The 22,088-nt window shown below is 61.6% G+C and carries 23 protein-coding genes; 8 read left to right on the top strand and 15 right to left on the bottom strand.

Annotated elements, in window-relative coordinates:
• Positions 1 to 6 precede the first annotated feature (6 nt).
• The 12 genes from flgJ to ACZ889_RS11330 form a co-directional block, all read right to left on the bottom strand.
• The gene (gene flgJ, locus ACZ889_RS11385; RefSeq protein ID WP_476257381.1) at positions 7 to 1,161 is read right to left on the bottom strand and encodes a flagellar assembly peptidoglycan hydrolase FlgJ; all 1,155 of its coding nucleotides are present in this window, start codon (positions 1,159 to 1,161) and stop codon (positions 7 to 9) included.
• 11 nt (positions 1,162 to 1,172) lie between these two features.
• On the bottom strand, positions 1,173 to 2,282 hold the full coding sequence (locus tag ACZ889_RS11380) for a flagellar basal body P-ring protein FlgI (RefSeq protein ID WP_004575771.1): 1,110 nt from the start codon (positions 2,280 to 2,282) through the stop codon (positions 1,173 to 1,175).
• A gap of 12 nt (positions 2,283 to 2,294) precedes the next feature.
• Positions 2,295 to 2,990, bottom strand: coding sequence for a flagellar basal body L-ring protein FlgH (flgH, locus tag ACZ889_RS11375; RefSeq protein WP_012051602.1), 696 nt, complete (start codon positions 2,988 to 2,990; stop codon positions 2,295 to 2,297).
• Between the two features lie 36 nt (positions 2,991 to 3,026).
• Positions 3,027 to 3,812 carry a flagellar basal-body rod protein FlgG gene (gene flgG / locus ACZ889_RS11370; protein ID WP_012051601.1) on the bottom strand — a complete coding sequence of 262 codons (786 nt, stop codon included), beginning with the start codon at positions 3,810 to 3,812 and terminating at the stop codon, positions 3,027 to 3,029.
• A gap of 48 nt (positions 3,813 to 3,860) precedes the next feature.
• Entirely contained in the window at positions 3,861 to 4,601 is a 741-nt protein-coding gene (locus tag ACZ889_RS11365; RefSeq protein ID WP_012051600.1) for a flagellar basal body rod protein FlgF, read from the bottom strand.
• Positions 4,602 to 4,806: 205 nt separating this feature from the next.
• The gene (locus ACZ889_RS11360) at positions 4,807 to 4,995 is read right to left on the bottom strand and encodes a hypothetical protein (protein ID WP_012051599.1); all 189 of its coding nucleotides are present in this window, start codon (positions 4,993 to 4,995) and stop codon (positions 4,807 to 4,809) included.
• A 72-nt stretch (positions 4,996 to 5,067) separates the two neighbouring features.
• Positions 5,068 to 6,822, bottom strand: a complete 1,755-nt coding sequence (locus tag ACZ889_RS11355; protein ID WP_047604196.1) for a flagellar hook-basal body complex protein — start codon at positions 6,820 to 6,822, stop codon at positions 5,068 to 5,070.
• Between the two features lie 31 nt (positions 6,823 to 6,853).
• Positions 6,854 to 7,558, bottom strand: a complete 705-nt coding sequence (flgD, locus tag ACZ889_RS11350) for a flagellar hook assembly protein FlgD (RefSeq protein WP_012051597.1) — start codon at positions 7,556 to 7,558, stop codon at positions 6,854 to 6,856.
• Between the two features lie 15 nt (positions 7,559 to 7,573).
• On the bottom strand, positions 7,574 to 8,017 hold the full coding sequence (gene flgC, locus ACZ889_RS11345; RefSeq protein ID WP_012051596.1) for a flagellar basal body rod protein FlgC: 444 nt from the start codon (positions 8,015 to 8,017) through the stop codon (positions 7,574 to 7,576).
• A gap of 2 nt (positions 8,018 to 8,019) precedes the next feature.
• Complete coding sequence (flgB, locus tag ACZ889_RS11340; RefSeq protein WP_012051595.1) at positions 8,020 to 8,430, bottom strand: flagellar basal body rod protein FlgB; 411 nt, start codon at positions 8,428 to 8,430, stop codon at positions 8,020 to 8,022.
• A gap of 472 nt (positions 8,431 to 8,902) precedes the next feature.
• Positions 8,903 to 9,730 carry a protein-glutamate O-methyltransferase CheR gene (cheR, locus tag ACZ889_RS11335; protein ID WP_004575768.1) on the bottom strand — a complete coding sequence of 276 codons (828 nt, stop codon included), beginning with the start codon at positions 9,728 to 9,730 and terminating at the stop codon, positions 8,903 to 8,905.
• A gap of 51 nt (positions 9,731 to 9,781) precedes the next feature.
• A complete protein-coding gene (locus ACZ889_RS11330) occupies positions 9,782 to 10,711 on the bottom strand; it encodes a chemotaxis protein CheV (RefSeq protein WP_010955104.1) in 930 nt (309 codons plus the stop codon).
• 77 nt (positions 10,712 to 10,788) lie between these two features.
• Between ACZ889_RS11330 and flgA the strand changes: the two genes are divergently transcribed.
• The 4 genes from flgA to ACZ889_RS11310 all read left to right on the top strand — a co-directional run bounded on the left by flgA (position 10,789) and on the right by ACZ889_RS11310 (position 13,360).
• On the top strand, positions 10,789 to 11,541 hold the full coding sequence (gene flgA / locus ACZ889_RS11325) for a flagellar basal body P-ring formation chaperone FlgA (protein WP_012051593.1): 753 nt from the start codon (positions 10,789 to 10,791) through the stop codon (positions 11,539 to 11,541).
• Between the two features lie 164 nt (positions 11,542 to 11,705).
• The gene (flgM, locus tag ACZ889_RS11320) at positions 11,706 to 12,020 is read left to right on the top strand and encodes a flagellar biosynthesis anti-sigma factor FlgM (RefSeq protein ID WP_003254479.1); all 315 of its coding nucleotides are present in this window, start codon (positions 11,706 to 11,708) and stop codon (positions 12,018 to 12,020) included.
• A gap of 49 nt (positions 12,021 to 12,069) precedes the next feature.
• Positions 12,070 to 12,537: a flagella synthesis protein FlgN gene (locus ACZ889_RS11315; protein WP_012051592.1), complete on the top strand. Its 468-nt coding sequence runs from the start codon at positions 12,070 to 12,072 to the stop codon at positions 12,535 to 12,537.
• Positions 12,538 to 12,616: 79 nt separating this feature from the next.
• The gene (locus ACZ889_RS11310; RefSeq protein ID WP_012051591.1) at positions 12,617 to 13,360 is read left to right on the top strand and encodes a flagellar brake protein; all 744 of its coding nucleotides are present in this window, start codon (positions 12,617 to 12,619) and stop codon (positions 13,358 to 13,360) included.
• A 93-nt stretch (positions 13,361 to 13,453) separates the two neighbouring features.
• On the opposite strand, the gene ACZ889_RS11305 is transcribed toward ACZ889_RS11310, so the two are convergent.
• From ACZ889_RS11305 to bkdR, 3 genes are all read right to left on the bottom strand, one after another.
• Positions 13,454 to 14,794, bottom strand: coding sequence for an MFS transporter (locus tag ACZ889_RS11305; RefSeq protein ID WP_064614948.1), 1,341 nt, complete (start codon positions 14,792 to 14,794; stop codon positions 13,454 to 13,456).
• A 132-nt stretch (positions 14,795 to 14,926) separates the two neighbouring features.
• Positions 14,927 to 16,168: a glutamine synthetase family protein gene (locus ACZ889_RS11300; RefSeq protein WP_180690151.1), complete on the bottom strand. Its 1,242-nt coding sequence runs from the start codon at positions 16,166 to 16,168 to the stop codon at positions 14,927 to 14,929.
• A gap of 253 nt (positions 16,169 to 16,421) precedes the next feature.
• Entirely contained in the window at positions 16,422 to 16,907 is a 486-nt protein-coding gene (bkdR, locus tag ACZ889_RS11295) for a Bkd operon transcriptional regulator BkdR (RefSeq protein ID WP_003254485.1), read from the bottom strand.
• 198 nt (positions 16,908 to 17,105) lie between these two features.
• Here bkdR and ACZ889_RS11290 point away from each other — a divergent pair, with 198 nt between their 5' ends.
• From ACZ889_RS11290 to lpdA, 4 genes are read left to right on the top strand one after another with little or no spacing between them, the layout of a single operon-like run.
• Entirely contained in the window at positions 17,106 to 18,338 is a 1,233-nt protein-coding gene (locus ACZ889_RS11290) for a 3-methyl-2-oxobutanoate dehydrogenase (2-methylpropanoyl-transferring) subunit alpha (RefSeq protein ID WP_003254486.1), read from the top strand.
• Between the two features lies 1 nt (position 18,339).
• Positions 18,340 to 19,398, top strand: a complete 1,059-nt coding sequence (locus tag ACZ889_RS11285; protein WP_012051588.1) for an alpha-ketoacid dehydrogenase subunit beta — start codon at positions 18,340 to 18,342, stop codon at positions 19,396 to 19,398.
• Entirely contained in the window at positions 19,399 to 20,670 is a 1,272-nt protein-coding gene (locus ACZ889_RS11280) for a dihydrolipoamide acetyltransferase family protein (protein ID WP_476257380.1), read from the top strand.
• A gap of 2 nt (positions 20,671 to 20,672) precedes the next feature.
• On the top strand, positions 20,673 to 22,052 hold the full coding sequence (gene lpdA, locus ACZ889_RS11275) for a dihydrolipoyl dehydrogenase (protein WP_003254489.1): 1,380 nt from the start codon (positions 20,673 to 20,675) through the stop codon (positions 22,050 to 22,052).
• Positions 22,053 to 22,088 lie beyond the last annotated feature (36 nt).

Below are 22,088 nucleotides of genomic sequence, written 5' to 3'. Positions count from 1 at the left end.
ATGCCCTTAAAGTTTCGTTGCAGTACCGAGCATTGCGTAGTGCTCGTACGACTTCATCTGTCTTGCGATCTGCGAGATCTTGCTGGCGTAATTCGGGTCGGTGGCGTACCCGGCCTTTTGCAACTCTTGCACGAACTGCTCTGGTTTATCGGCGGCCTTCACCGCATCTTGATAGCGCGAATTGTTCTGCAACAGGCTCACCAGGTCGTGGAAGCTGTCCTGGTAGGAATCGTACGAACGGAACGCCGCCGTCTCCTTGACGAACTGGCCATCACGGTACTCGCTGGTAATCGCCCTCGCCTCACCGCCGTCCCAGTTGCCAGTGGCTTTGATGCCGAACAGGTTGTGGCTGCTGCTGCCATCGGTGTTGCGCATGACCGACTTGCCCCACCCGGTTTCCAGTGCAGCCTGGGCCACCAGGTAGCGTGGATCGATACCAATGCGCTTGGCCGCCTCTTCGGCCATCGGCAGCATGGTGGCGACGAATTCATCGCTGTCGCCAAAGGCCTTGTTCGGTGCAAGCGGCGGCTGGGCCACGGCGCGGCCGACAATGCGCAGGCCGTTGTCCGGCACGGCGAAGGCCTTGGCCACTTGCTGGCCGTCACGGGCAGGCACAGTGGCGGTATTTGCAGTGGCCGCCGATGGCACGATGCCGGCCAGCAGGCGATCGGTGAGTTTGCTCGGCAGCGCCAGACGACGCGCGTTGAGTGCAGCGACGTCGTTGCGGGTGGCGGTCGACTGGGTGGCATGCACGGGCTCGGCCACCTTGTTGCCCCACAGCGCCGGGGCGTTGCCCTCGGTACGTGGAAACGGGCTGGTGCTGGCCTGGCTGGCCTTGTTCTTCGACAGCTGGCGCACCAGCACATCCTGCAGCCCGATACCACCACCTTCGCGTGACATGCTCACAGCCAGTTGCTGGTCATACATGTCACGGTACTGCTTGACCGTTTCGGTGTTCATCGGGTTGTCGTCGGCCAGTACGTCGCTTGCCTTGCGCGAGGCCTTGAGCATTTCGCTGATGAACAGCGACTCGAACTCCTGGGCTACCTTGCGCACGTTGGCATCGCTGTCGCGGTCGCCATGCTTGAGCGAACTCAGGCGATTGAGATCGGTGTAGGCACCGCTGTCGGCACTGCCGGAAACCAGGCTTTTGCTGTTCATCCGCGCCGTCCTCAGATCACGATCAGGTCGGCCTGCAAGGCGCCGGCCTGCTTCAAGGCTTCGAGGATCGCCATCAGGTCGCCGGGCGCTGCGCCCACCTGGTTCACCGCGCGGACGATTTCATCCAGCGTGGTGCCTGGGCCGAACTTGAACATCGGCTTGGCTTCCTGCTCGGCATTGACCCGCGAGCGTGGCACCACGGCAGTCTGGCCATTGGAGAAGGCCCCCGGCTGGCTGACGATCGGGTCTTCGGTGATGGTCACGGTCAGGCTGCCGTGGGTTACCGCCGCCGGCGACACCTTGACGTTCTGGCCGATGACAATGGTACCGGTACGCGAGTTGATGATGACCTTGGCCACCGCCTGGCCCGGGTCGATTTCGAGGTTTTCGAGGATCGACAGATAATCCACGCGCTGGCTTGGGTCCATCGGCGCACTGACTCGCACCGAACCACCATCCACGGCCTGGGCCACGCCGGGGCCGAGCAGGTCGTTGACCTTGTCCACGATGCGCTTGGCGGTCGTGAAGTCGGGGCGATTGAGGTTCAGGGTCAGGGTATTGCCCTGGTTGAAGCCACTCGGCACCGCACGCTCGACACTGGCACCACCCGGAATACGACCGGCCGACGGAACGTTGACAGTGATCTTCGAGCCGTCACGACCTTCGGCATCAAAGCCGCCCACGACCAGGTTGCCCTGGGCAATGGCGTAGACATTGCCGTCGATACCCTTGAGCGGGGTCATCAACAGGCTGCCGCCGCGCAGGCTTTTCGAGTTACCGATCGACGACACGGTGATGTCCACCACCTGGCCCGGCTTGGCGAACGGTGGCAGGTCGGCATGCACCGACACTGCGGCAACGTTCTTCAGCTGTACGTTGCCGGAACCGGCCGGCACCTTGATGCCGAATTGCGACAGCATGTTGTTGAAGGTTTGCAGGGTGAACGGCGTCTGGGTGGTCTGGTCACCCGTGCCATTGAGGCCCACCACCAGGCCGTAACCAATCAACTGGTTGGAACGTACGCCAGAGATGCTGGCAATGTCCTTCAGACGCTCGGCCTGGGCAGCGAAGGCGCAGGACAAAAGCAGGGTTGTGGCAATCAGCTGCCTTACGTTGAACATGGTCATCCGTACTCAGAAAGGCCAAAGCGGGCTGATGAAGAAGCGGTCCAGCCACCCGGGTTGGCTGGCATCGGCGAACGAACCGGTACCGGAGTAGGTGATGCGCGCGTCGGCCACACGGGTGGACGGCACGGTGTTGTCGGTGGCGATATCGTCAGCGCGGATCATGCCGGCAATGCGCACCAGCTCTTCGCCGGTGTTCAGGGTCAGCCACTTCTCGCCGCGCACGGCGATAATGCCGTTGGGCAGCACCTCGGCCACGGTGACGGTGATCGAACCGGTCAGCGTGTTGCCTTGGGTAGCCTTGCTGTCGCCCTTGGTGGCGCGATCGCCGCTGTAACCGGCCTCCAGCGAAAGGTCGCCGCCACCGAACGGATTATTGGTGTTGGGCGTGGTACCAAACAGCGAAGTCAGGCCGATGTCGGTCTTGCTGGTCTTGGCGATCTGCGAGCCCGCGTTCTTGCTGGCGGACGTGCGCTCATTGAGCGTGATGGTGATGATGTCACCCACCCGGAACGCCTTGCGGTCGCTGTACAGGTTCTGCTCGAAACCGGCCTGGTAGATCGAACCGTTGTTGGCCGCTGCCGGCAACGGGGTGCGCGGCAACACCGGCGCATAGTACGGGTCGTTGGGCTTGGGCGTCGGTGCGACGCAACCTGCCAGCAACACCGCCCCCCCCAGGGCGAACACGGACAACAGACGATTCATGATGCAAACCTCACGGGTGTAACAAAGCGACAGGGCTTAGAGCTGCTGAGTAACGAACGACAGCATCTGGTCGGCGGTGGAGATGACCTTGGAGTTCATCTCGTAGGCGCGCTGGGTGGTGATCATGTTCACCAGCTCTTCCACCGTGCTGACGTTGGAGTTTTCCAGCGTCTGCTGAAGGGTAGTGCCGAAGCCATTGAGGCCCGGAGTGCCGACCTGCGGTGCACCACTGGCAGCGGTTTCCAGGAACAGGTTGTTACCCATCGCCTGCAGGCCAGCCGGGTTGATGAAGTCGGCGGTCTGAATGTTGCCGATAACCTGCGCAGCCGGGTTGCCGGCGGTGGTGATCGACACGGTGCCGTCCTGCCCGACGGTGAAGGTCTGGGCGTCGTTCGGGACCACGATGGCAGGCTCCAGCGCCAAACCATCGGCGTTGACGATCTGGCCATCGGAGTTCAGGTGGAACGTACCGTCGCGGGTGTAGGAGACGGTGCCGTCAGGCTGCAGGATCTGGAAGAAACCACGGCCATTGACAGCCATATCCAGCGGGTTTTCCGTGGTCTGCAAGCTACCGGTCTGGAAGTTTTTCTGCGTGCCGACAATGCGCACACCGGTACCGACCTGCAGGCCCGACGGCAGTTCGCTGTCCTGGGTAGACTGCGCGCCTGGCTGACGCTTGATCTGGTACAGCAGGTCCTGGAACTCGGCACGATCACGCTTGAAGCCGGTGGTCGAGACGTTGGCCAGGTTGTTGGAGATGACCGTCAGGTTGGTGTCCTGTGCGGACAGGCCGGTTTTAGCGACCCAGAGAGCCGGAAGCATTTAGTGTTCTCCTCGTGCGCCTGAATTACGGCACCCGTTCAAATGTGGTTAGCCGAGTTGCAAAACACGCGCCATGGCTTCGTCGCCTTCCTTGGCTGCGTTCATCATCTTGACGTGCAGTTCGAACTGGCGGGACAGCGCCAGTACAGAGGTCATTTCCTCGACAGCATTGACGTTGCTGCCCTGCAGAAAACCTGAAACCACCCGCACGTTGACGTCGGCATCCGCGGGTTGGCCGGACGAGGTGTGAATCAGCCCGTCCTGGCCCTTGGTCAGGCCTTTGGTGTCGGGGTTGACCAGCTTGATGCGGTCGACTTCCGCCATCACGCGCGGGTCTTCACCCATGGAACGGATGCTGATGGTGCCATCGGAGCCGACTTCGACCTTCTGCTCGGGCGGGATGGCGATCGGGCCGCCGTTGCCAAGCACAGGCATACCGTTGCCAGTACGCAATACCCCGAGAGCATCGATGTTCAGACTACCGGTACGCACATACGCTTCGCTGCCATCTGGCGCCTGCACGGCGATAAAACCGTTACCGCTCACAGTCACATCCAGGTCACGGCCGGTTTCCACCATCGGGCCTTCACTGAAGTCGGTGCCTGGGCGCTCGGTCATGGCAAAGGCACGCGCCGGAAAGCTGTCACCGAACACCGGCATCGAGCGCGCCTGCTCCAGGTCACGCTGAAAACCATTGGTCGAAATGTTGGCCAGGTTGTTGGCATGAGCCTTCTGCGCCAGCGCGTTCTGGCTAGCCCCGGTCATGGCCACATAAAGCATCTTGTCCACAATCATCCTCCATTGCACTGGCGGCCGTTTGCCGTTCGCCGTTGCTCTACAGGGGCTAAAGCAAGTTCCGAACCAACTTGCTAAAAGCAGGAAAAAGCCCATGAATACGGGCAGTTGAGAAAGCCCATGCAGCGACGGCCGCCGGTTATCCGGCGCTGTTTTGCCGCTGGCGGCAAAAAGGTTTCATTTGCAGGCAAACCTGTGCCTACGGCAGGTCACGGCAACGCGCATTGTTGTAGGGCCCGGCAAAGCGTCTCCAGCCTTCACCTGGCGACCACTGGGAACACACCAGACGCCCATCTACCAGGCTTTCCCATCGCCAGTAAGGCGCTGGCGCCGCCTGCACCTGACCAAGACAGCAGGCGAGCAGCATTCCGACAAACAGCCTTTTCATCACCCCTCCTGCAAAAACAACGAACCCCTTCACGAGAAAGGGGTTCGCCTGCACTCACTCAAACGATGACGATCAAGTCATCTGAATGATGGTCTGCATCACGGTGCTTTCGGTCGAAATGGTCTTGGCATTCGCCTGGTAGTAGCTTTGCGCCTTGATCAGATCAACCAGCTCTTGCGTCAGGTTGACGTTGGAACCTTCCAGGGAGTTGGACTCGATCGCACCCAAAGTACCGGTTTTCGGCGAATCGATACCCGGAATGCCAGAGTTGTAGGTCTCGGTCCAACGGGTACTGCCGATTTGCTGCAGCCCCTGCTCGTTGGCAAAACTCGCCAGCGCTACCTGGCCAATGGCGCGCGACTGGCCATTGCTGAAGGAGGCGAACAATACACCTGTCGCGTCGATACTCAGGTTGGACAGAATGCCCGTGGCATAACCGTCCTGAGACTGGGACATGCGCGCAGTTTCAGTGTTGTAGGAGGTGGTGCTGGCCATCGACATTTTCATGCCGGCAGCATCGCCCACCGCGCCATTGGCACTCCAGTTACCTGAAGCATCTTCGGCTGCCGGCACCCAGCCAATCATGCTGAAGGTATTGTTGACGACCGTGAACGAGGTGCCCACCGGATGCCCCGTATTGTCGGCCGTCATCGAGTTGACCGAACCATCACTGTTGAATGCGATCGTGCCCACCAGTGGCTCCGTACTCCCCGGATTGAACGGGTTACGCCCATCAACGAGCGTGTACATGGTCCACTCGTTGGTGCCCGTCTTACGGTAGAACTGCTCCATGGTGTGTTCGTTGCCCTGGCTGTCATACACCTTGGTCGGGAACGAGCGGGTATAGGTCGTATCGTCAGAAGGGTCGAACGGCTTGTTCGCCACCAAGGCAGGCGAGGTAACACCCAGCGCCTGGTCAGTACCTGCCGCGCCACTGGCAACCCAGTCGCCATTCGCATCCTGAGCGGCCGGCACCCAGCCAGTCATGGCAAATGCACCATTGCTGACAGTGAACGACGCCCCACTTGGCACACCCGTGGTGTCGGCCAGCATGGAGCTGATGGTGCCATCACTGTTGTAGTTGATGGTGCCGGCCAGCGGGGTGGTACTGGCTGGATCGAACGGGTTTCGACCATCGACCAGCGTGTACATGGTCCATTCGTTGGTATCGGTCTTGCGGTAGTACTGCTGCACTTCGTGCTGAACGCCGTCAGCATCCAGCACGGTACTGGTGCTAGAGCGCTGATAAGTGCTTGGGTCCGCAGGGTCGAATGCAGCCATGGCTGGCGGCTTGGTGTTGTCATACACCTGGAAAGGAATCGAGGCCGCCGAGGAGTTCAGGTTGATACCCTGATCGATCAACGAGGTCGGCTTGGGCTGCAATGCCGATGTGTCGATTTTCAGGTCGGTCAGGCCGCTTTTCTGGATCTTGCCGGTGGCATCCGCCATGTAACCTTGCAGGCGCAGGCCATCGGAGGTCTCGACGAAGTTGTCCTTGCTAGGCTGGAAAGAACCCGCCCGCGTGTAAACCTTCGAGCCGTTGTCAGACAGCACGAAGAAGCCCTGGCCCTGGATACCCATGTCCAGCGCGTTGCCCGTAGTGTTTACATCACCCTGGGTGAATTGCTGGGAAATGGCTGCCAGTCGCACACCATTGCCCACCTGGTTCTTGCCCACACCCAGACGGTTGGCGCCCGCATAGACATCCGCGAACTCGGCACGCGAGGCCTTGAACCCCGTGGTATTGACGTTGGCGATGTTGTTGCCGGTGACATCCAGTTGTTTGTTGGCTGCGTACAGACCGCTAAGGCCGATATTGAAAGACATGAATTCGCTCCTTTTGCCGCGCTAGCGGGCCTTAGATACCGATGGTTTGCACGTCGGAGAGGGAGACCTTGCCTACACCGGCAAGGTTGAGCACCATTTCTCCTGAGGCACTGAAGCTGACGCTGGTTACCTTGGCCGGCAACAGCGTGCTCATTTGCACCGCCTCGCCATCGACTGTGGTGCTAGCGGTGAAGGTGTAAGTGCCCGGGTCGACTTTCTCGCCACTGTTGTTGGTACCGTCCCAGATGAAGTCGGCGTAACCGGCTTTCTGCTCACCCAACTCGATGGTCTTGACCGTGTTGCCATCCTTGTCCTTGATAGTGATCTTCGCTTCACTGATTGCCTGAGGCACAACGAACTGGGCATTGAAGCTTTCAGCGGTATCAACCACAGCCTTGTCGTTCTGAACCACCACCGAGCGCCCTACCAGCGACGACGCCTGAAGCGCCTGGGACGAGGCCATTGCACTGGTGATGGAGCTGACCGAATCGTTCAGCGAGGTAATACCTTCCAGGCTGCTGAACTGCGCCAACTGGGCAACGAACTCGCTGTTATCCTGCGGGTCCAGCGGGTTCTGGTGTTGCATCTGGGTGACCAGCAGCTGCAGAAAGGCATCTTTGCCAAGCGAATCGTTGCCGGTCTTGGATGCAGTGTCCGTGGTCTTTTTGGTGCTGGTGCCCACGCCCGACGCCGACAGCACGTCATTGAGGTTTACACCGTTAGTATCGATTGCCATGGTCTGAATTCCTTATCACTGCCCCAGGGTCAGCACTTTCTGCATCATGCTCTTGGCCGTATTCATCAGTTCGGCGTTGGTCTGAAACGCGCGACTGGCGGAGATCATGTCAGCCATCTCCTCGACCACATTGACGTTCGGGTAGTAGACGTAGCCGTCCTTGTTCGCCGCCGGGTGGTTCGGCTCGTAGCGTGCTTCCAGCGTGCTCTGGTCTTCGACGATGCCTTTTACCTGCACGCCCTGCCCTGCCTCGCCCTGGTCTTCGAACAGCGACTGGCTGCTGCCGGCCTGTGCATTCTGGAAAGTGGTGGCGAACACCGGGTGACGGGCGCGGTACGTCTGGTCGATGCTCGAAGACACGGTCTCGGCGTTGGCGATGTTGGACGCCACGGTGTTCAGACGCGTGTTCTGTGCGCTCATGCCGCTACCGGCAATGTTGAAGACACTGGAAAGGGACATGGTCATTCTCCCCGCAGGGCGGAAACCAGCCCTTTGAATTTACTGTTGAGCAAGGTGAAGCTTGCCTGGAAGCCAATCGCGTTTTCGGTGTAGTTCGATTGCTCGATCTGCGCGTCCACGGTGTTCTGGTCGATCGACGGCTGCAGCGGTGTACGGTACTTGAGGGTATCGTCAGCCGCGATGGCGAGGCCTTCGGCTTCGATGTGCCGGCTGTTGGTACGGTCCATGGCGAAGCGGCCGCCTTGCTGCTTGCTGGTCTCGGCGGCGAGCACCGAAGAAAAGTCCATGTCACGCGCCTTGTAATTGGGCGTGTCGGCGTTGGCGATATTGTTGGCCAGCACCTCGGCGCGCTGAGCGCGGAAGCCCAGGGCCTTTTCGTGGATACCAAGCGCCTTGTCGAAACTGATGCTCATGTCGGGGAAACCTTCAGAGGTTGACCGGAATTTCGTTGAGCAAGGTATAGCAAGGGCTGTGCCAACCACTGAAAAGCCCGTGTTTAGGGAGGATTGCGGCGCAGTACTGTCAGGTTGATGCCAGAAAAGCGGCAAAGGCCTTCCGCCTGAGGTGACAAAAGCGGCAATTGATGGGCGGCAAAAGCGGCAAAACAAAAAATTGACGTCAGTGTTTTCCTGTGCGGGCCTCTTCGCGGGTAAACCCGCTCCTACACGCGGCCTGTGCCCAACCACCGACCTATGTCCACCCCCGATCCGTCGTAGGAGCGGGTTTACCCGCGAATACGGTAGCGGCAGCAACGGTGAACGGCGGGTGGAGATTGGCCAGCAGGGCCGACCTCTTCGCGGGTAAACCCGGTCCTACGGGGAGCTCGGCAGGAACAGCGGATAGGCAAACAAAAAGACCGGCATCTCTCGATACCGGCCTTCGTGCTTACTTGGCCTGGTAGATGATCCCCGGGCTGCACTGCACCATCTGGTAATGGTCCGGCAAGCCGTTCAGCGCTTCCGAGGCGCCGAGGAACAGGTAGCCACCGGGCTTGAGGGTACTGTGAATGCGCAGCAGGATGTCCTTCTTCACCTGCGCCGAGAAATAGATCAGCACATTGCGGCAGAACACGATGTCGAACTTGCCCAGGCTGGCATAGCTGTCGAGCAGGTTGAACGAGCGGAATTCGACACGGCTGCGAATCGCTGGCTTGACCGCCCAACGCCCCGGCCCTTTGGGGTCGAAGTAGCGCTGCAGGCGTTCCTGGGACAGGCCGCGGGCAATCGCCAGGCTGTCGTATTCGCCGGTCTTGCAGTTGGTCAGCATGGTGCCGGAGAGGTCGGTGGCGACGATCTGCGCCCCCATCTTCAACTGGCCGAGGTTGCTGCGCTCGAACTCGTCGATCGCCATCGAGATGGAATACGGCTCCTGCCCCGACGAACAGGCCGCCGACCACATGCGCAGGCGCTGGCCGGGGTTGTTGCGGATGAACTCGGGGATCACCTTGTTCTTCAACACCTCAAAGGGGTAGGTGTCGCGAAACCACAGGGTCTCGTTGGTGGTCATGGCATCGACCACCTGCTCGCGCAAACCGCCGCGCGGCTGGGCCTGGATGCGCTGCACCAGCTCACCCAGGCTCTTGATGCCCTGTTGTTCCATCAGCTTGTTGAGACGGCTGGAAACCAGGTACTGCTTATTCTCGCCCAGCAGGATGCCACAGGCTTTCTCCAGGAAGACCCGGAACTGTTCGAAATCCAAATTACCCGTAGACACTACTGCCGCCTCTTTTCAATCACTGGTGCCGGGGGCATGCCCCCGGCTGCTTCAATGCGCTGCCTTGATCCGGTCGACCACCCGTTGGGCCAAGTCGTCCGGCTTGAACTTGGCCAGGAAGTCATCGGCGCCGACCTTCTTGACCATTGCCTGGTTGAACACCCCGGAAAGCGAAGTATGCAGGCAGATGTGCAATTTTTGCATGCGCGGATCGCTGCGAATCTCTGCGGTTAGCGTATAACCGTCCATTTCGGGCATTTCAATGTCCGAGATCATCATCAGGAACTCTTCTTCCGGTTTTTTGCCCTCATCCACCAGCTGACGCAGGTAGTTCAGCGCCTGACGGCCATCATTGAGCGCCACCACCTCGACCCCTACGGTCTGCAGACAACGGCTGACCTGCTTGCGCGCCACCGACGAGTCATCGACGGTCAGCACCCGCATCAACACCGCCTTGTCCTGCACTTCGGCATCGATCACACCGGCCGATACCGACTCGGACGACGGCGACACTTCGGCCAGCACCTTCTCCACGTCGATGATCTCGACCATGCGGTTGTCCACCCGGGTGACCGCGGTGAGGTAGTGATCACGGCCGGTCCCCTTGGGTGGCGGATGGATCTCTTCCCAGTTCATGTTGACGATGCGCTCCACCGAATGCACCAGGAAGCCTTGGGTCTTGGTGTTGTACTCGGTGATGATCACGAAGCTGTTGCGTGTGTCTTCCTGCAGCGGCCGCAACCCGGTGGCCATCGACAAGTCGAGGATCGGGATGGTCGCCCCGCGAATATTGGCAACGCCACGCACCACAGGGTGCGCCTTGGGCAGCAGGGTCAGCGCAGGGCATTGCAGTACTTCCCTGACCTTGAACACATTGATGCCGTAAAGCTGTTCGCCATTGAGGCGGAACAGCAGCAATTCCAGGCGATTCTGCCCCACCAGCTGCGTGCGCTGGTTGACCGAATCCATAACACCCGCCATGCCAGACTCCTTAACGTTTCAGCCTTTCGTTGCAACTCAGGTAGCGAGTCGGCACGGGCTTTGCTTTTTTGAGTGTCATGCACACGAAAACGACATTTTCCCGACGATTGACACGCCTGCTGACTGGCCCGCTGGCCACGCTGTGCCTGCTGATGCCCGGCGTTCGCACGGTGGCGAACGCGTTCACCTTGCCTGAACAGCTTATCGGTGTCACCCAAGGGTTTCTTGAATTCACCGTTGAAGATTATCTGTCCACCACCCAGACTGCCGGCCGCTATGAAATCCAGGTCAACCCGCTGGACCCACGCCTGCGCATGCCGCTGTGCAGCCAGCAGCTGGACGCCTCACTGGAAAGCCCGGCACAGCCGCTGGGCCGGGTGACGGTACGGATACGTTGCAACGGCGCAGCACCGTGGACGGTATTTGTGCCGGCCACCGTGCGACTTTTCCGCGACGTGGTGGTGGTGACCCGTCCGCTCAAGCGCGACAACACGGTCGGCGAAGGTGACGTGGCCCTGCGCGAGCGCGATGTCGGCACCCTGGGCCAGGGCTTTCTGACCGAGCTGGACCAGGCGGTGGGCATGAAGATGCTGCGCCCCACGGTGATCGACCAGGTGCTCACCCCGCAACACCTGGAACAGGCCGAGGTGGTGCGCAAGGGTGACCAGGTGGTGATCATCGCCCGCAGTGGCAGCCTGAGTGTGCGCATGCCGGGCGAAGCCCTGAGCAAGGGCGGCCTGAGCGAGCAGATCCGGGTACGCAACCTCAATTCAAAACGCGTGGTCAAGGCCAGGGTGACCGGCCCGGGCCAGGTCGAGGTCAGTATGTAGGCTGGCTACCAGATTGCGCTGGCAGTGAGGAACCGCTTTTCCTAAACTGTGTCAGAACACGGGTTCGCGGGCTTGCCGACAGGCGGCAATGCATTTGTGCCTAAAGTTTATATCGGGTTGGCCGAAAACAAGGCAAGCGTCCAAATACCCAGAGGTTTCTGATCATGGTCATCGACTTCAGTCGTTTAAATAACTCTCCGTCCGTCACGGGCGGCGTGCGCGGCAACACCGCGTCCGGCAGCGCCGAAAAACCGGCAGCCAGCCAGGAAGCGGTGAAAGACACCAGCGCCAGCGGAGAGGCGGTACACCTCAGCCAAGAGGCACAGCAGTTGCAGAAGATCAGCGACAAGCTGCGCGACGAGCCCGTGGTCAACAGCGCCCGTGTGGCCCAGTTGAAGCAGGCAATCGCCGACGGCAGCTACCAGGTCGATGCCGGCCGGGTCGCCAGCAAACTGCTCGATTTCGAAGCCCAGCGCTGACCGTACGGCGCGCTGACTTCACGGACGCCTGAAAAGCCAAGAGTTAGCCATGCACGACACCACCTTGCTGCAACTGATCGAAGATGACATTGCCCCGATGCAGGAACTGCTCGACCTTCTGCAGAAGGAGTCGGTAGCCCTGCATGGCCGCGATATGGCGCCACTGGAAAATATCCTGGCCCGCAAGCAGTCTTTGATCGTGTTGCTGGAGCAGCAAGGCCTGCGGCGCAACAACCTGCTCACCAGCCTTGGCCTGAGCGCAGATCGCGCCGGCGTGGAGGCTGTGGCGGCCCAATCGCCTAACGGTGAATTGATCCTACAACAACTGGACGTGATCAGCCAGTTGATGCAAGCCTGCCAACAGCTTAACGAAACCAATGGCCGGATCATCCAGGTGCAGCAACACGTCACCAACAACCAGATCCGGATCCTCATGGGCGGCGACTCGCCTTCGCTCTACGACAGCCGTGGCAGCACCTCGCCTCTGGCCAAGCCGCGCGCGCTCAGCCAAGTGTGATTTTTCTATCAAGGCACAGAACATAGTGGCAAAATGCCGTTACTTGCGTGTGTCGCTTTTGCCTGGAGAACGATAAGCTGTGTTCAATGAATCCGATGCCCCGCAACCACCCAAGGTGTTGAGCACCCCCTTGGAGATTGCGGCCAACTTGCGGCAGCTGCAGGAAAGCCACGACCCCCTGATCATCACCTTCCATGACCGCAGCCAGCGCTTCCAGAGCTATGTGGTGCACGTGGACCGCGAAAGCAACACCCTGGCACTGGATGAGATGATCCCCCGTGACGGCGAGAAATTCATCGAGAACGGCGAGCACTTCCGTGTCGAAGGCTTCCACGATGGTGTACGCATCGCCTGGGAATGCGATCACGCACTGAAAATCAGCGAAGTCGACGGCCACCGTTGCTACAGCGGCGCCCTGCCGCAAGAGATGACCTATCACCAGCGCCGCAACGCCTTCCGCGCCGCACTGAAGCTATCGCAACTGGTCGATATCATCCTCGACGGCGCTCACCTCAAGGGCAACGGCGCCATGCGAGGCAAGCTGCTGGATATCTCGGCCACCGGCTGCAAACTGCGCTTTGAAGGCAATGTCGAAGACCGCTTGCAACTGGGCCAGGTGTATGAGCGTTTCAAGGCAGGCAACCCACTGGGCCTGGTGGACACCATGGTCGAGCTGCGTCATCTGCACTATGAAGAGCGCATCAACACCACCTTTGCCGGCGTGCGCTTCCACAACCTGAGCGGGCAGGCTCAACGCAAGATCGAGAGTTTCGTGTACCAGCTGCAGCGTGAGGCGCGGCGGTTCGACAAGGACGATTATTGATCGTCGGTCGGTAAAACAGAAAACGCCACCTGCTGAGGTGGCGTTTTCATTTGTGTTTCTGCTGGGCTGGCCTCTTCGCGGGTAAACCCGCTCCTACACCGACTTGCTGACCTCTTCAGGTTCAGGCGCCTGTTGCTGCGCGCCCTTCTCTTCATCCTCGGTATCTTCAGCCGCCACCGGCGCCTGCATCACGTCCTGCACCGTCTGCTCATCCACCCGCGGGTCCAGCGCCGCCGACAACGGCGAACCGGCCGCCGGCATCGCCACGTGGCCCAGCGGTGCGTCCTGCACCTGATGCAGGCCGGTAACCGCTTTCGGCCGAATACGCCAGACCAGCACCAGGGCAAAGAAAACGAAGAAGGCATACAGCATCTGCGCGCCCAGCACTTTCATCAGAACCCCTGCCGCCAGCGGGCCGACGCATGCACCCACACCGTAGGTCACCAACAGCATCGCCGTCAGCGATACCCGGCGCTCGCTTTCCACGTGGTCATTGGAAAAGGCAACCGCCAGCGGGTACAGGCAAAACTGCAGCAACGAGATCAGGAAGCCGATACCGAACAGCAACTCCAGCGGCACACTGGGCAGTATTGCCAATGGCGCAGCAGCCAGCGCCAGCCCCACTGCCACACTCCGAATCAGCACCGCCCGGTCATAACGGTCAGACAACCAGCCCAGCGGCCACTGCACCAGCAGGCCGGCAAAAATGCAGCTACCCATGAACAGACCGATCTGCTCGGTACTCATCCCCTGGCTTGACGCATATAAAGGCGCCAGACCGTAGAACGAGCCGACAATCAGCCCCGAGCCCAAAACCGTACTGAGCGACTGCGGCACGCGCTTGATGAAGAACTTCGGCTCCATCGGTGCCGGGCGCAAGGGCGCCGGGTGAATACGCCGGGTCATCGCCACGGGCACCAGGCACAGGGCAAAGCACATCGCCACCAGCATCAGCAACTCAGGGCCGAGCTGCGGGTGCACCACCAGAATCAACTGGCCAAGCACCAGCCCCAGGTACGAGGCAATCATGTAGCCGCTGAACACCGCGCCCCGGTGTTTCACATCGGCCTGCTCATTGAGCCAGCTCTCGATGACCATGTATTGGCACATCATCCCCAGGCCGACGATCATGCGCAGCCCGACCCAGGCCGGCAGCCAACTGGTCAGGCCATGACCGAGCACCGCAGCGCCGACGATACCGGCACAGGTGGCATAGGCGCGTATGTGCCCTACCCGTCCTATCAGCCGGTGACCAACCTTGCCGCCAACCGCCAGACCAAAGTAGTTGGCCGCCATCAACGCACCCACCCACAGGCTGTCGACGTGGTCGGCAGCCAGGCGCAGGGCCAGGTAGGTGCTGAGCAGGCCCGAGCCGATCAACATCATCAGCGCGGCGAAATACAACGACTGAAACGGCTTCCATACATTTCGCATACGTCCCGTGGAGCTCCCTGGTCAGGTGGCAGTTTTGGGTGCTAGCAGCATAAAGGCAAAAACCGCCTGGCGCAGGCCCCCCGACAGCTATTTGGCATTGCGGGGGCGTGCCCGGTGCAGGTTGTGTCGCGCTCAGGCCTGTGCCGCCAGGACCCGGCGCTCCCACGGCGTGATCTCGTCGAAGAAATCGCTCAGCTCAAGGGTCTTGCTGGCAATGTAGCCTTCGATGAACTCGCTGCCGAACAGTTCCCGCGCCAGCGCGCTGCGCTTGAGCCTTTCAAGGGCCGCGTGCAGCGTGCACGGCAGGCTCAGGTGCTCGGGCACTTCGAATTCGCCCTGGATGGCTGGCGATGGTTGCAAGCGCTGCTCGATGCCATGCAGCCCGGCGGCCAGGCTGGCAGCAATGGCCAGGTACGGGTTGGCATCGGCGCCCGGCAGGCGGTTCTCCACCCGTCGGGCGACCGGTGCACTGGCCGGAATGCGCAAGCCAGCAGCGCGATTGTCCTCGGACCAGCACGCATTGTTCGGCGAGGCATAGGGGTGGCACAGGCGCTGGTAGGAATTGACGTTGGGCGCGAACAGGGCGGTGAAGTCGGCCATGCACGCCTGCAACCCACCGATGAAGTGGTGGAAGGTGTCTGTCGGCAGGCCCTGCTCGTCACTGAACACGTTACGCCCGCTGCCGGCCTCGACCAGGCTCTGGTGAATGTGCATGGAACTGCCGGGCGTACGCGCCAGCGGCTTGGCCATGCAGACTACGGTCAGCCCGTGCTTGAGCGCCACTTCCTTGAGCAGGTGCTTGAACAGGAAGGTCTGGTCGGCCAACAGCAGCGGGTCGCCGTGCAGCAGGTTGATCTCGAACTGGCTGACACCCATTTCGTGCATGAAGGTGTCACGTGGCAGGCCGAGCGCGGCCATGCAGTGGTACACCTCCTTGAAGAACGGGCGCAGGCCATTGTTGGAACTGACACTGAACGCCGAATGGCCCAGCTCGCGGCGGCCATCGCTGCCTACAGGCGGCAGGAACGGTTGCTGCGGGTCGGTGTTGGGGGCAAAGACGAAGAACTCCAGCTCGGTTGCCACTACCGGCGCCAGGCCCAGTGCCGCATAGCGGGCTATCACGGCTTTTAGCTGGCCCCGGGTGGACAGTGCAGAGGGCCGGCCATCCAGCTCGTTGGCATCGCAGATGGCCAAGGCGCGGCCGTCATGGCTCCAGGGCAGACGGTGGACCTGACTGGGTTCGGCCACCAGTGCCAGGTCGCCGTCGTCACTGCCGTAGAATTTCGCCGCTGGGTAGCCGCCCATAATGCACTGCAGCAGCACTCCCCGGGCCATCTGCAGGCGACGGCCTTCGAGGAAGCCTTCGGCGGTCATCACCTTGCCGCGCGGGACGCCGTTGAGGTCGGGGGTGACGCATTCGATTTCATCGATGCCCTGGAGCTGAGCGGTGCTCATGACGCTTGTCCTTGTTGTTGTAGGCTGACAACAACATAGGCTGCGGGTGTTTAAAATATCAAGCAGCCTATATAGGTGCCTGTGTCGGCCTCTTCGCGGGTGATCCCGCGCCTACAGGTGGGTGCGACCCGTGTAGGCGCGGGTTCACCCGCGAAGAGGCCGGCACAGCCCCCTACTCCCGCAAGGTCATGCCATTGGCCGGCAACGGCAACGCCGTCTTGTAGCGCACCTGCTTCAGGGCAAAACTCGAACGAATATTGGCCACCCCCGGCAAGCGCGTCAGGTAATCGAGAAACCGCTCCAGCGCCTGGATGCTCGGCAGCAGCACCCGCAACAGGTAATCCGGGTCGCCGGTCATCAGGTAGCACTCCATCACCTCAGGCCGCTCGGCGATCTCCTCTTCAAAGCGATGCAACGACTGCTCCACCTGCTTTTCCAGGCTGACATGGATAAACACATTCACATCCAGCCCCAGCACCTCAGGCGACAGCAAGGTCACCTGCTGGCGGATCACCCCCAGTTCTTCCATGGCCCGCACCCGGTTGAAACAAGGCGTGGGCGACAGGTTCACCGAGCGTGCCAGCTCGGCATTGGTGATGCGGGCGTTCTCTTGCAGGCTGTTGAGAATGCCGATATCAGTACGATCGAGTTTGCGCATAAGACAAAATCACCGGTTTTTTGTGTTTATGCGGAATGTTTATCTGCCCCGCTCAGCAAAGGCAATCAACTTGAGAGAAAAATTCTCCTGCCGGGCCACTAAGATGTAGGTGACGCTGACTTACCAGTCACAAGCCGGTACTCAGCGGCGGCCGCTTCAGAGCTCACAAAAACAAATACCCGAGCGAGCGTAAAAAGCATGAACGAGTACGCCCCCCTGCGTTTGCATGTGCCCGAGCCCACCGGCCGGCCAGGCTGCCAGACCGATTTTTCCTACCTGCGCCTCAACGATGCAGGTCAAGCCCGTAAACCCGCGATCGATGTCGATGCTGCCGACACTGCCGACCTGTCCTACAGCCTGGTCCGCGTGCTCGACGAGCAAGGCGATGCGCAAGGCCCCTGGGCCGAAGACATCGACCCGCAGATCCTTCGTCAAGGCATGCGCGCCATGCTCAAGACGCGGATCTTCGACAGCCGCATGGTGGTTGCCCAGCGCCAGAAGAAGATGTCCTTCTACATGCAAAGCCTGGGCGAAGAAGCCATCGGCAGCGGCCAGGCGCTGGCGCTGAACCGCACCGACATGTGCTTCCCGACCTACCGCCAGCAAAGCATCCTGATGGCCCGCGACGTGTCGCTGGTCGAGATGATCTGCCAACTGCTGTCCAACGAGCGCGACCCCCTCAAGGGCCGCCAGTTGCCGATCATGTACTCGGTGCGCGAAGCCGGCTTCTTCACCATCAGCGGCAACCTGGCGACCCAGTTCGTACAGGCGGTCGGCTGGGCCATGGCATCGGCGATCAAGGGCGATACCAAGATCGCCTCGGCGTGGATCGGTGACGGCGCTACTGCCGAGTCAGACTTCCACACCGCCCTTACCTTTGCCCACGTATACCGCGCCCCGGTCATCCTCAACGTGGTCAACAACCAGTGGGCCATTTCCACCTTCCAGGCCATCGCCGGTGGCGAGTCAACCACCTTTGCCGGCCGTGGCGTGGGTTGCGGTATTGCTTCGCTGCGGGTTGACGGCAACGACTTCGTCGCCGTGTACGCCGCCTCGCGCTGGGCGGCCGAGCGCGCCCGCCGCGGCCTGGGCCCAAGCCTGATCGAGTGGGTCACCTACCGTGCCGGCCCGCACTCGACGTCGGACGACCCCTCCAAGTACCGCCCTGCCGACGACTGGAGCCACTTCCCGCTGGGTGACCCGATCGCCCGCCTGAAGCAGCACCTGATCAAGATCGGCCACTGGTCCGAGGAAGAACACCAGGCCGTCACGGCCGAGCTCGAAGCTGCGGTGATTGCCGCACAGAAAGAAGCCGAGCAGTACGGCACCCTGGCCAACGGGCACATCCCGAGCGCCGCCTCGATGTTCGAGGATGTGTACAAGGAGATGCCCGAACACCTGCGCCGTCAACGCCAGGAACTGGGGGTTTGAGATGAACGACCACAACAACAGCATCAACCCGGAAACCGCCATGGCCACCACTACCATGACCATGATCCAGGCCCTGCGCTCGGCCATGGATGTCATGCTTGAGCGCGACGACAATGTGGTGGTGTACGGCCAGGACGTCGGTTACTTCGGCGGCGTGTTCCGCTGCACCGAAGGCCTGCAGAACAAGTACGGCAAATCGCGCGTGTTCGACGCGCCAATCTCCGAGAGCGGCATCGTCGGTACCGCCGTGGGCATGGGTGCCTATGGCCTGCGCCCGGTGGTGGAGATCCAGTTCGCCGACTACTTCTACCCGGCCTCCGACCAGATCGTCTCCGAGCTGGCACGCCTGCGTTACCGGTCGGCCGGCGAGTTCATTGCCCCGCTGACCCTGCGCATGCCTTGCGGCGGCGGCATCTATGGCGGCCAGACTCACAGCCAGAGCCCGGAAGCGATGTTCACCCAGGTCTGCGGCCTGCGCACCGTGATGCCGTCCAACCCTTATGACGCCAAAGGCCTGCTGATTGCCTCGATCGAATGCGACGACCCGGTAATCTTCCTGGAGCCCAAACGCCTGTACAACGGCCCGTTCGATGGCCACCACGACCGCCCGGTAACACCGTGGTCGAAGCACCCGCACAGCGCCGTGCCCGACGGCTATTACACCGTACCGCTGGACAAGGCCGCCATTACCCGCCCTGGCAATGACGTGACCGTGCTGACCTACGGCACCACGGTGTACGTGGCCCAGGTGGCCGCCGAAGAAAGCGGCGTCGATGCCGAAGTGATCGACCTGCGCAGCCTGTGGCCGCTGGACCTGGACACCATCGTCGAGTCGGTGAAAAAGACCGGCCGTTGCGTGGTGGTGCACGAGGCCACCCGCACCTGCGGCTTCGGTGCCGAGCTGGTGTCGCTGGTGCAGGAGCACTGCTTCCACCACCTGGAGGCGCCGATCGAGCGCGTCACCGGCTGGGACACCCCCTACCCTCACGCACAGGAATGGGCTTACTTCCCAGGCCCTTCGCGGGTAGGGGCGGCACTGAAAAAGGTCATGGAGGTCTGAATGGGCACGCACGTCATCAAGATGCCGGACATTGGCGAAGGCATCGCGCAGGTCGAGTTGGTGGAATGGTTCGTCAAGGTCGGCGACATCATCGCCGAGGACCAGGTGGTGGCCGACGTCATGACCGACAAGGCCACCGTGGAAATCCCCTCGCCGGTCAGCGGCAAGGTGTTGGCCCTGGGTGGCCAGCCCGGGGAAGTGATGGCGGTCGGTAGCGAACTGATCCGCATCGAAGTGGAAGGCAGTGGCAACCATGTGGATGTGCCTCAGCCAAAACCGGTAGAGGCCCCGGCGGCCCCCATTGCAGCCAAGCCGGAACCGCAGAAAGACCTAAAACCCGCCGTGTACCAGGCGCCCACCAACCACGAAGCTGCGCCCATCGTGCCGCGCCAGCCGGGCGACAAGCCGCTGGCCTCGCCTGTCGTGCGCAAACGCGCCCTGGACGCCGGTATCGAACTGCGTTATGTGCATGGTAGCGGCCCGGCCGGGCGCATTCTGCACGAAGACCTCGACGCCTTCATGAGCAAGCCGCAAAGCAATGCCGGGCAAGCACCTGGTGGTTATGCCAAGCGCACTGACAGTGAACAGGTGCCGGTGATCGGCCTGCGCCGCAAGATCGCCCAGCGCATGCAGGACGCCAAACGCCGGGTCGCGCACTTCAGTTATGTCGAGGAAATCGACGTCACCGCCCTGGAAGCCCTGCGCCAGCAACTCAACAGCAAGCACGGCGACAGCCGCGGCAAGCTGACCTTGCTGCCATTCCTGGTGCGCGCCCTGGTCGTAGCGCTGCGTGACTTCCCGCAGATCAACGCGACCTACGACGACGAAGCGCAGATCATCACCCGCCATGGCGCGGTGCATGTGGGCATTGCCACCCAAGGTGACAACGGCCTGATGGTGCCCGTGTTGCGCCACGCCGAAGCGGGCAGCCTGTGGGCCAATGCCGGCGAGATTTCGCGCCTGGCCAACGCTGCACGTAACAACAAGGCCAGCCGCGAGGAGCTGTCCGGTTCGACCATCACCCTGACCAGCCTCGGCGCCTTGGGTGGCATTGTCAGCACGCCGGTGGTCAACACCCCGGAAGTGGCAATCGTCGGGGTCAACCGCATGGTCGAACGGCCAGTGGTGATCGACGGCCAGATCGTCGTGCGCAAGATGATGAACCTGTCCAGTTCGTTCGACCATCGCGTGGTCGATGGCATGGACGCCGCCCTGTTCATCCAGGCCGTGCGTGGCCTGCTCGAACAACCCGCCTGCCTGTTCGTGGAGTGAGCATGCAACAGATTATCCAGACTACCCTGTTGATCATCGGCGGCGGCCCTGGCGGCTATGTAGCAGCCATCCGCGCCGGGCAACTGGGCATTCCTACCGTACTGGTGGAAGGCCAGGCACTGGGCGGCACCTGCCTGAACATCGGCTGCATCCCGTCCAAGGCGCTGATCCACGTGGCCGAGCAGTTTCACCAGGCCTCGCGCTTTACCGAACCCTCGCCGCTGGGCATCAGCGTGGCTTCGCCGCGCCTGGACATCGGCCAGAGCGTCACCTGGAAGGACGGCATTGTCGACCGTCTGACCACCGGTGTTGCCGCCCTGCTGAAAAAGCACGGGGTGAAAGTGATGCATGGCTGGGCCAAGGTACTGGACGGCAAGCAGGTCGAGGTCGATGGCCAGCGTATCCAGTGCGAGCATCTGTTGCTGGCGACCGGTTCCAGCAGTGTCGAACTGCCGATGCTGCCGCTGGGTGGCCCGGTGATTTCCTCGACCGAAGCCCTGGCGCCGAAAGCCCTGCCGCAACACCTGGTAGTGGTTGGCGGTGGCTATATCGGCCTGGAGCTGGGCATTGCCTATCGCAAGCTGGGTGCACAGGTGAGTGTGGTGGAAGCACGTGAGCGCATCCTGCCGACCTACGACAGCGAATTGACCGCCCCGGTGGCCGAGTCGCTGAAGAAACTGGGCATCGCTTTGCACCTGGGCCACAGCGTCGAGGGCTACGAAAATGGCTGCCTGCTGGCCAGCGACGGCAAGGGTGGGCAACTGCGCCTGGAGGCCGACCAGGTACTGGTGGCCGTTGGCCGCCGGCCACGCACCAAGGGCTTCAACCTGGAATGCCTGGACCTGAAGATGAACGGCGCCGCCATTGCCATCGACGAGCGCTGTCATACCAGCATGCACAACGTCTGGGCCATCGGCGACGTCGCTGGCGAACCAATGCTGGCGCACCGGGCCATGGCCCAGGGCGAGATGGTCGCCGAAATCATCGCCGGCAAGGCCCGACGCTTCGAGCCGGCAGCGATTGCCGCCGTGTGCTTTACCGACCCGGAAGTGGTGGTGGTCGGCAAAACCCCGGAACAAGCCAGCCAGCAGGGCCTGGACTGCATCGTCGCGCAGTTCCCGTTTGCCGCCAATGGCCGGGCCATGAGCCTGGAGTCGAAAAGCGGTTTCGTGCGGGTGGTGGCGCGCCGTGACAACCACCTGATCGTGGGTTGGCAGGCGGTTGGCGTGGCGGTCTCCGAGCTATCCACCGCGTTTGCCCAATCGCTGGAGATGGGCGCGTGCCTGGAAGATGTGGCCGGCACCATTCATGCCCACCCCACGTTGGGTGAAGCGGTGCAAGAAGCCGCCCTGCGCGCGTTGGGCCACGCCTTGCATATCTGACACTGAAGCGGCCGAGGCCGATTTGGCCCGCTGCGC

Source organism: Pseudomonas sp. TE3895 (genome assembly GCF_056278855.1).
This window is presented reverse-complemented; position numbering and strand designations above follow the sequence as displayed.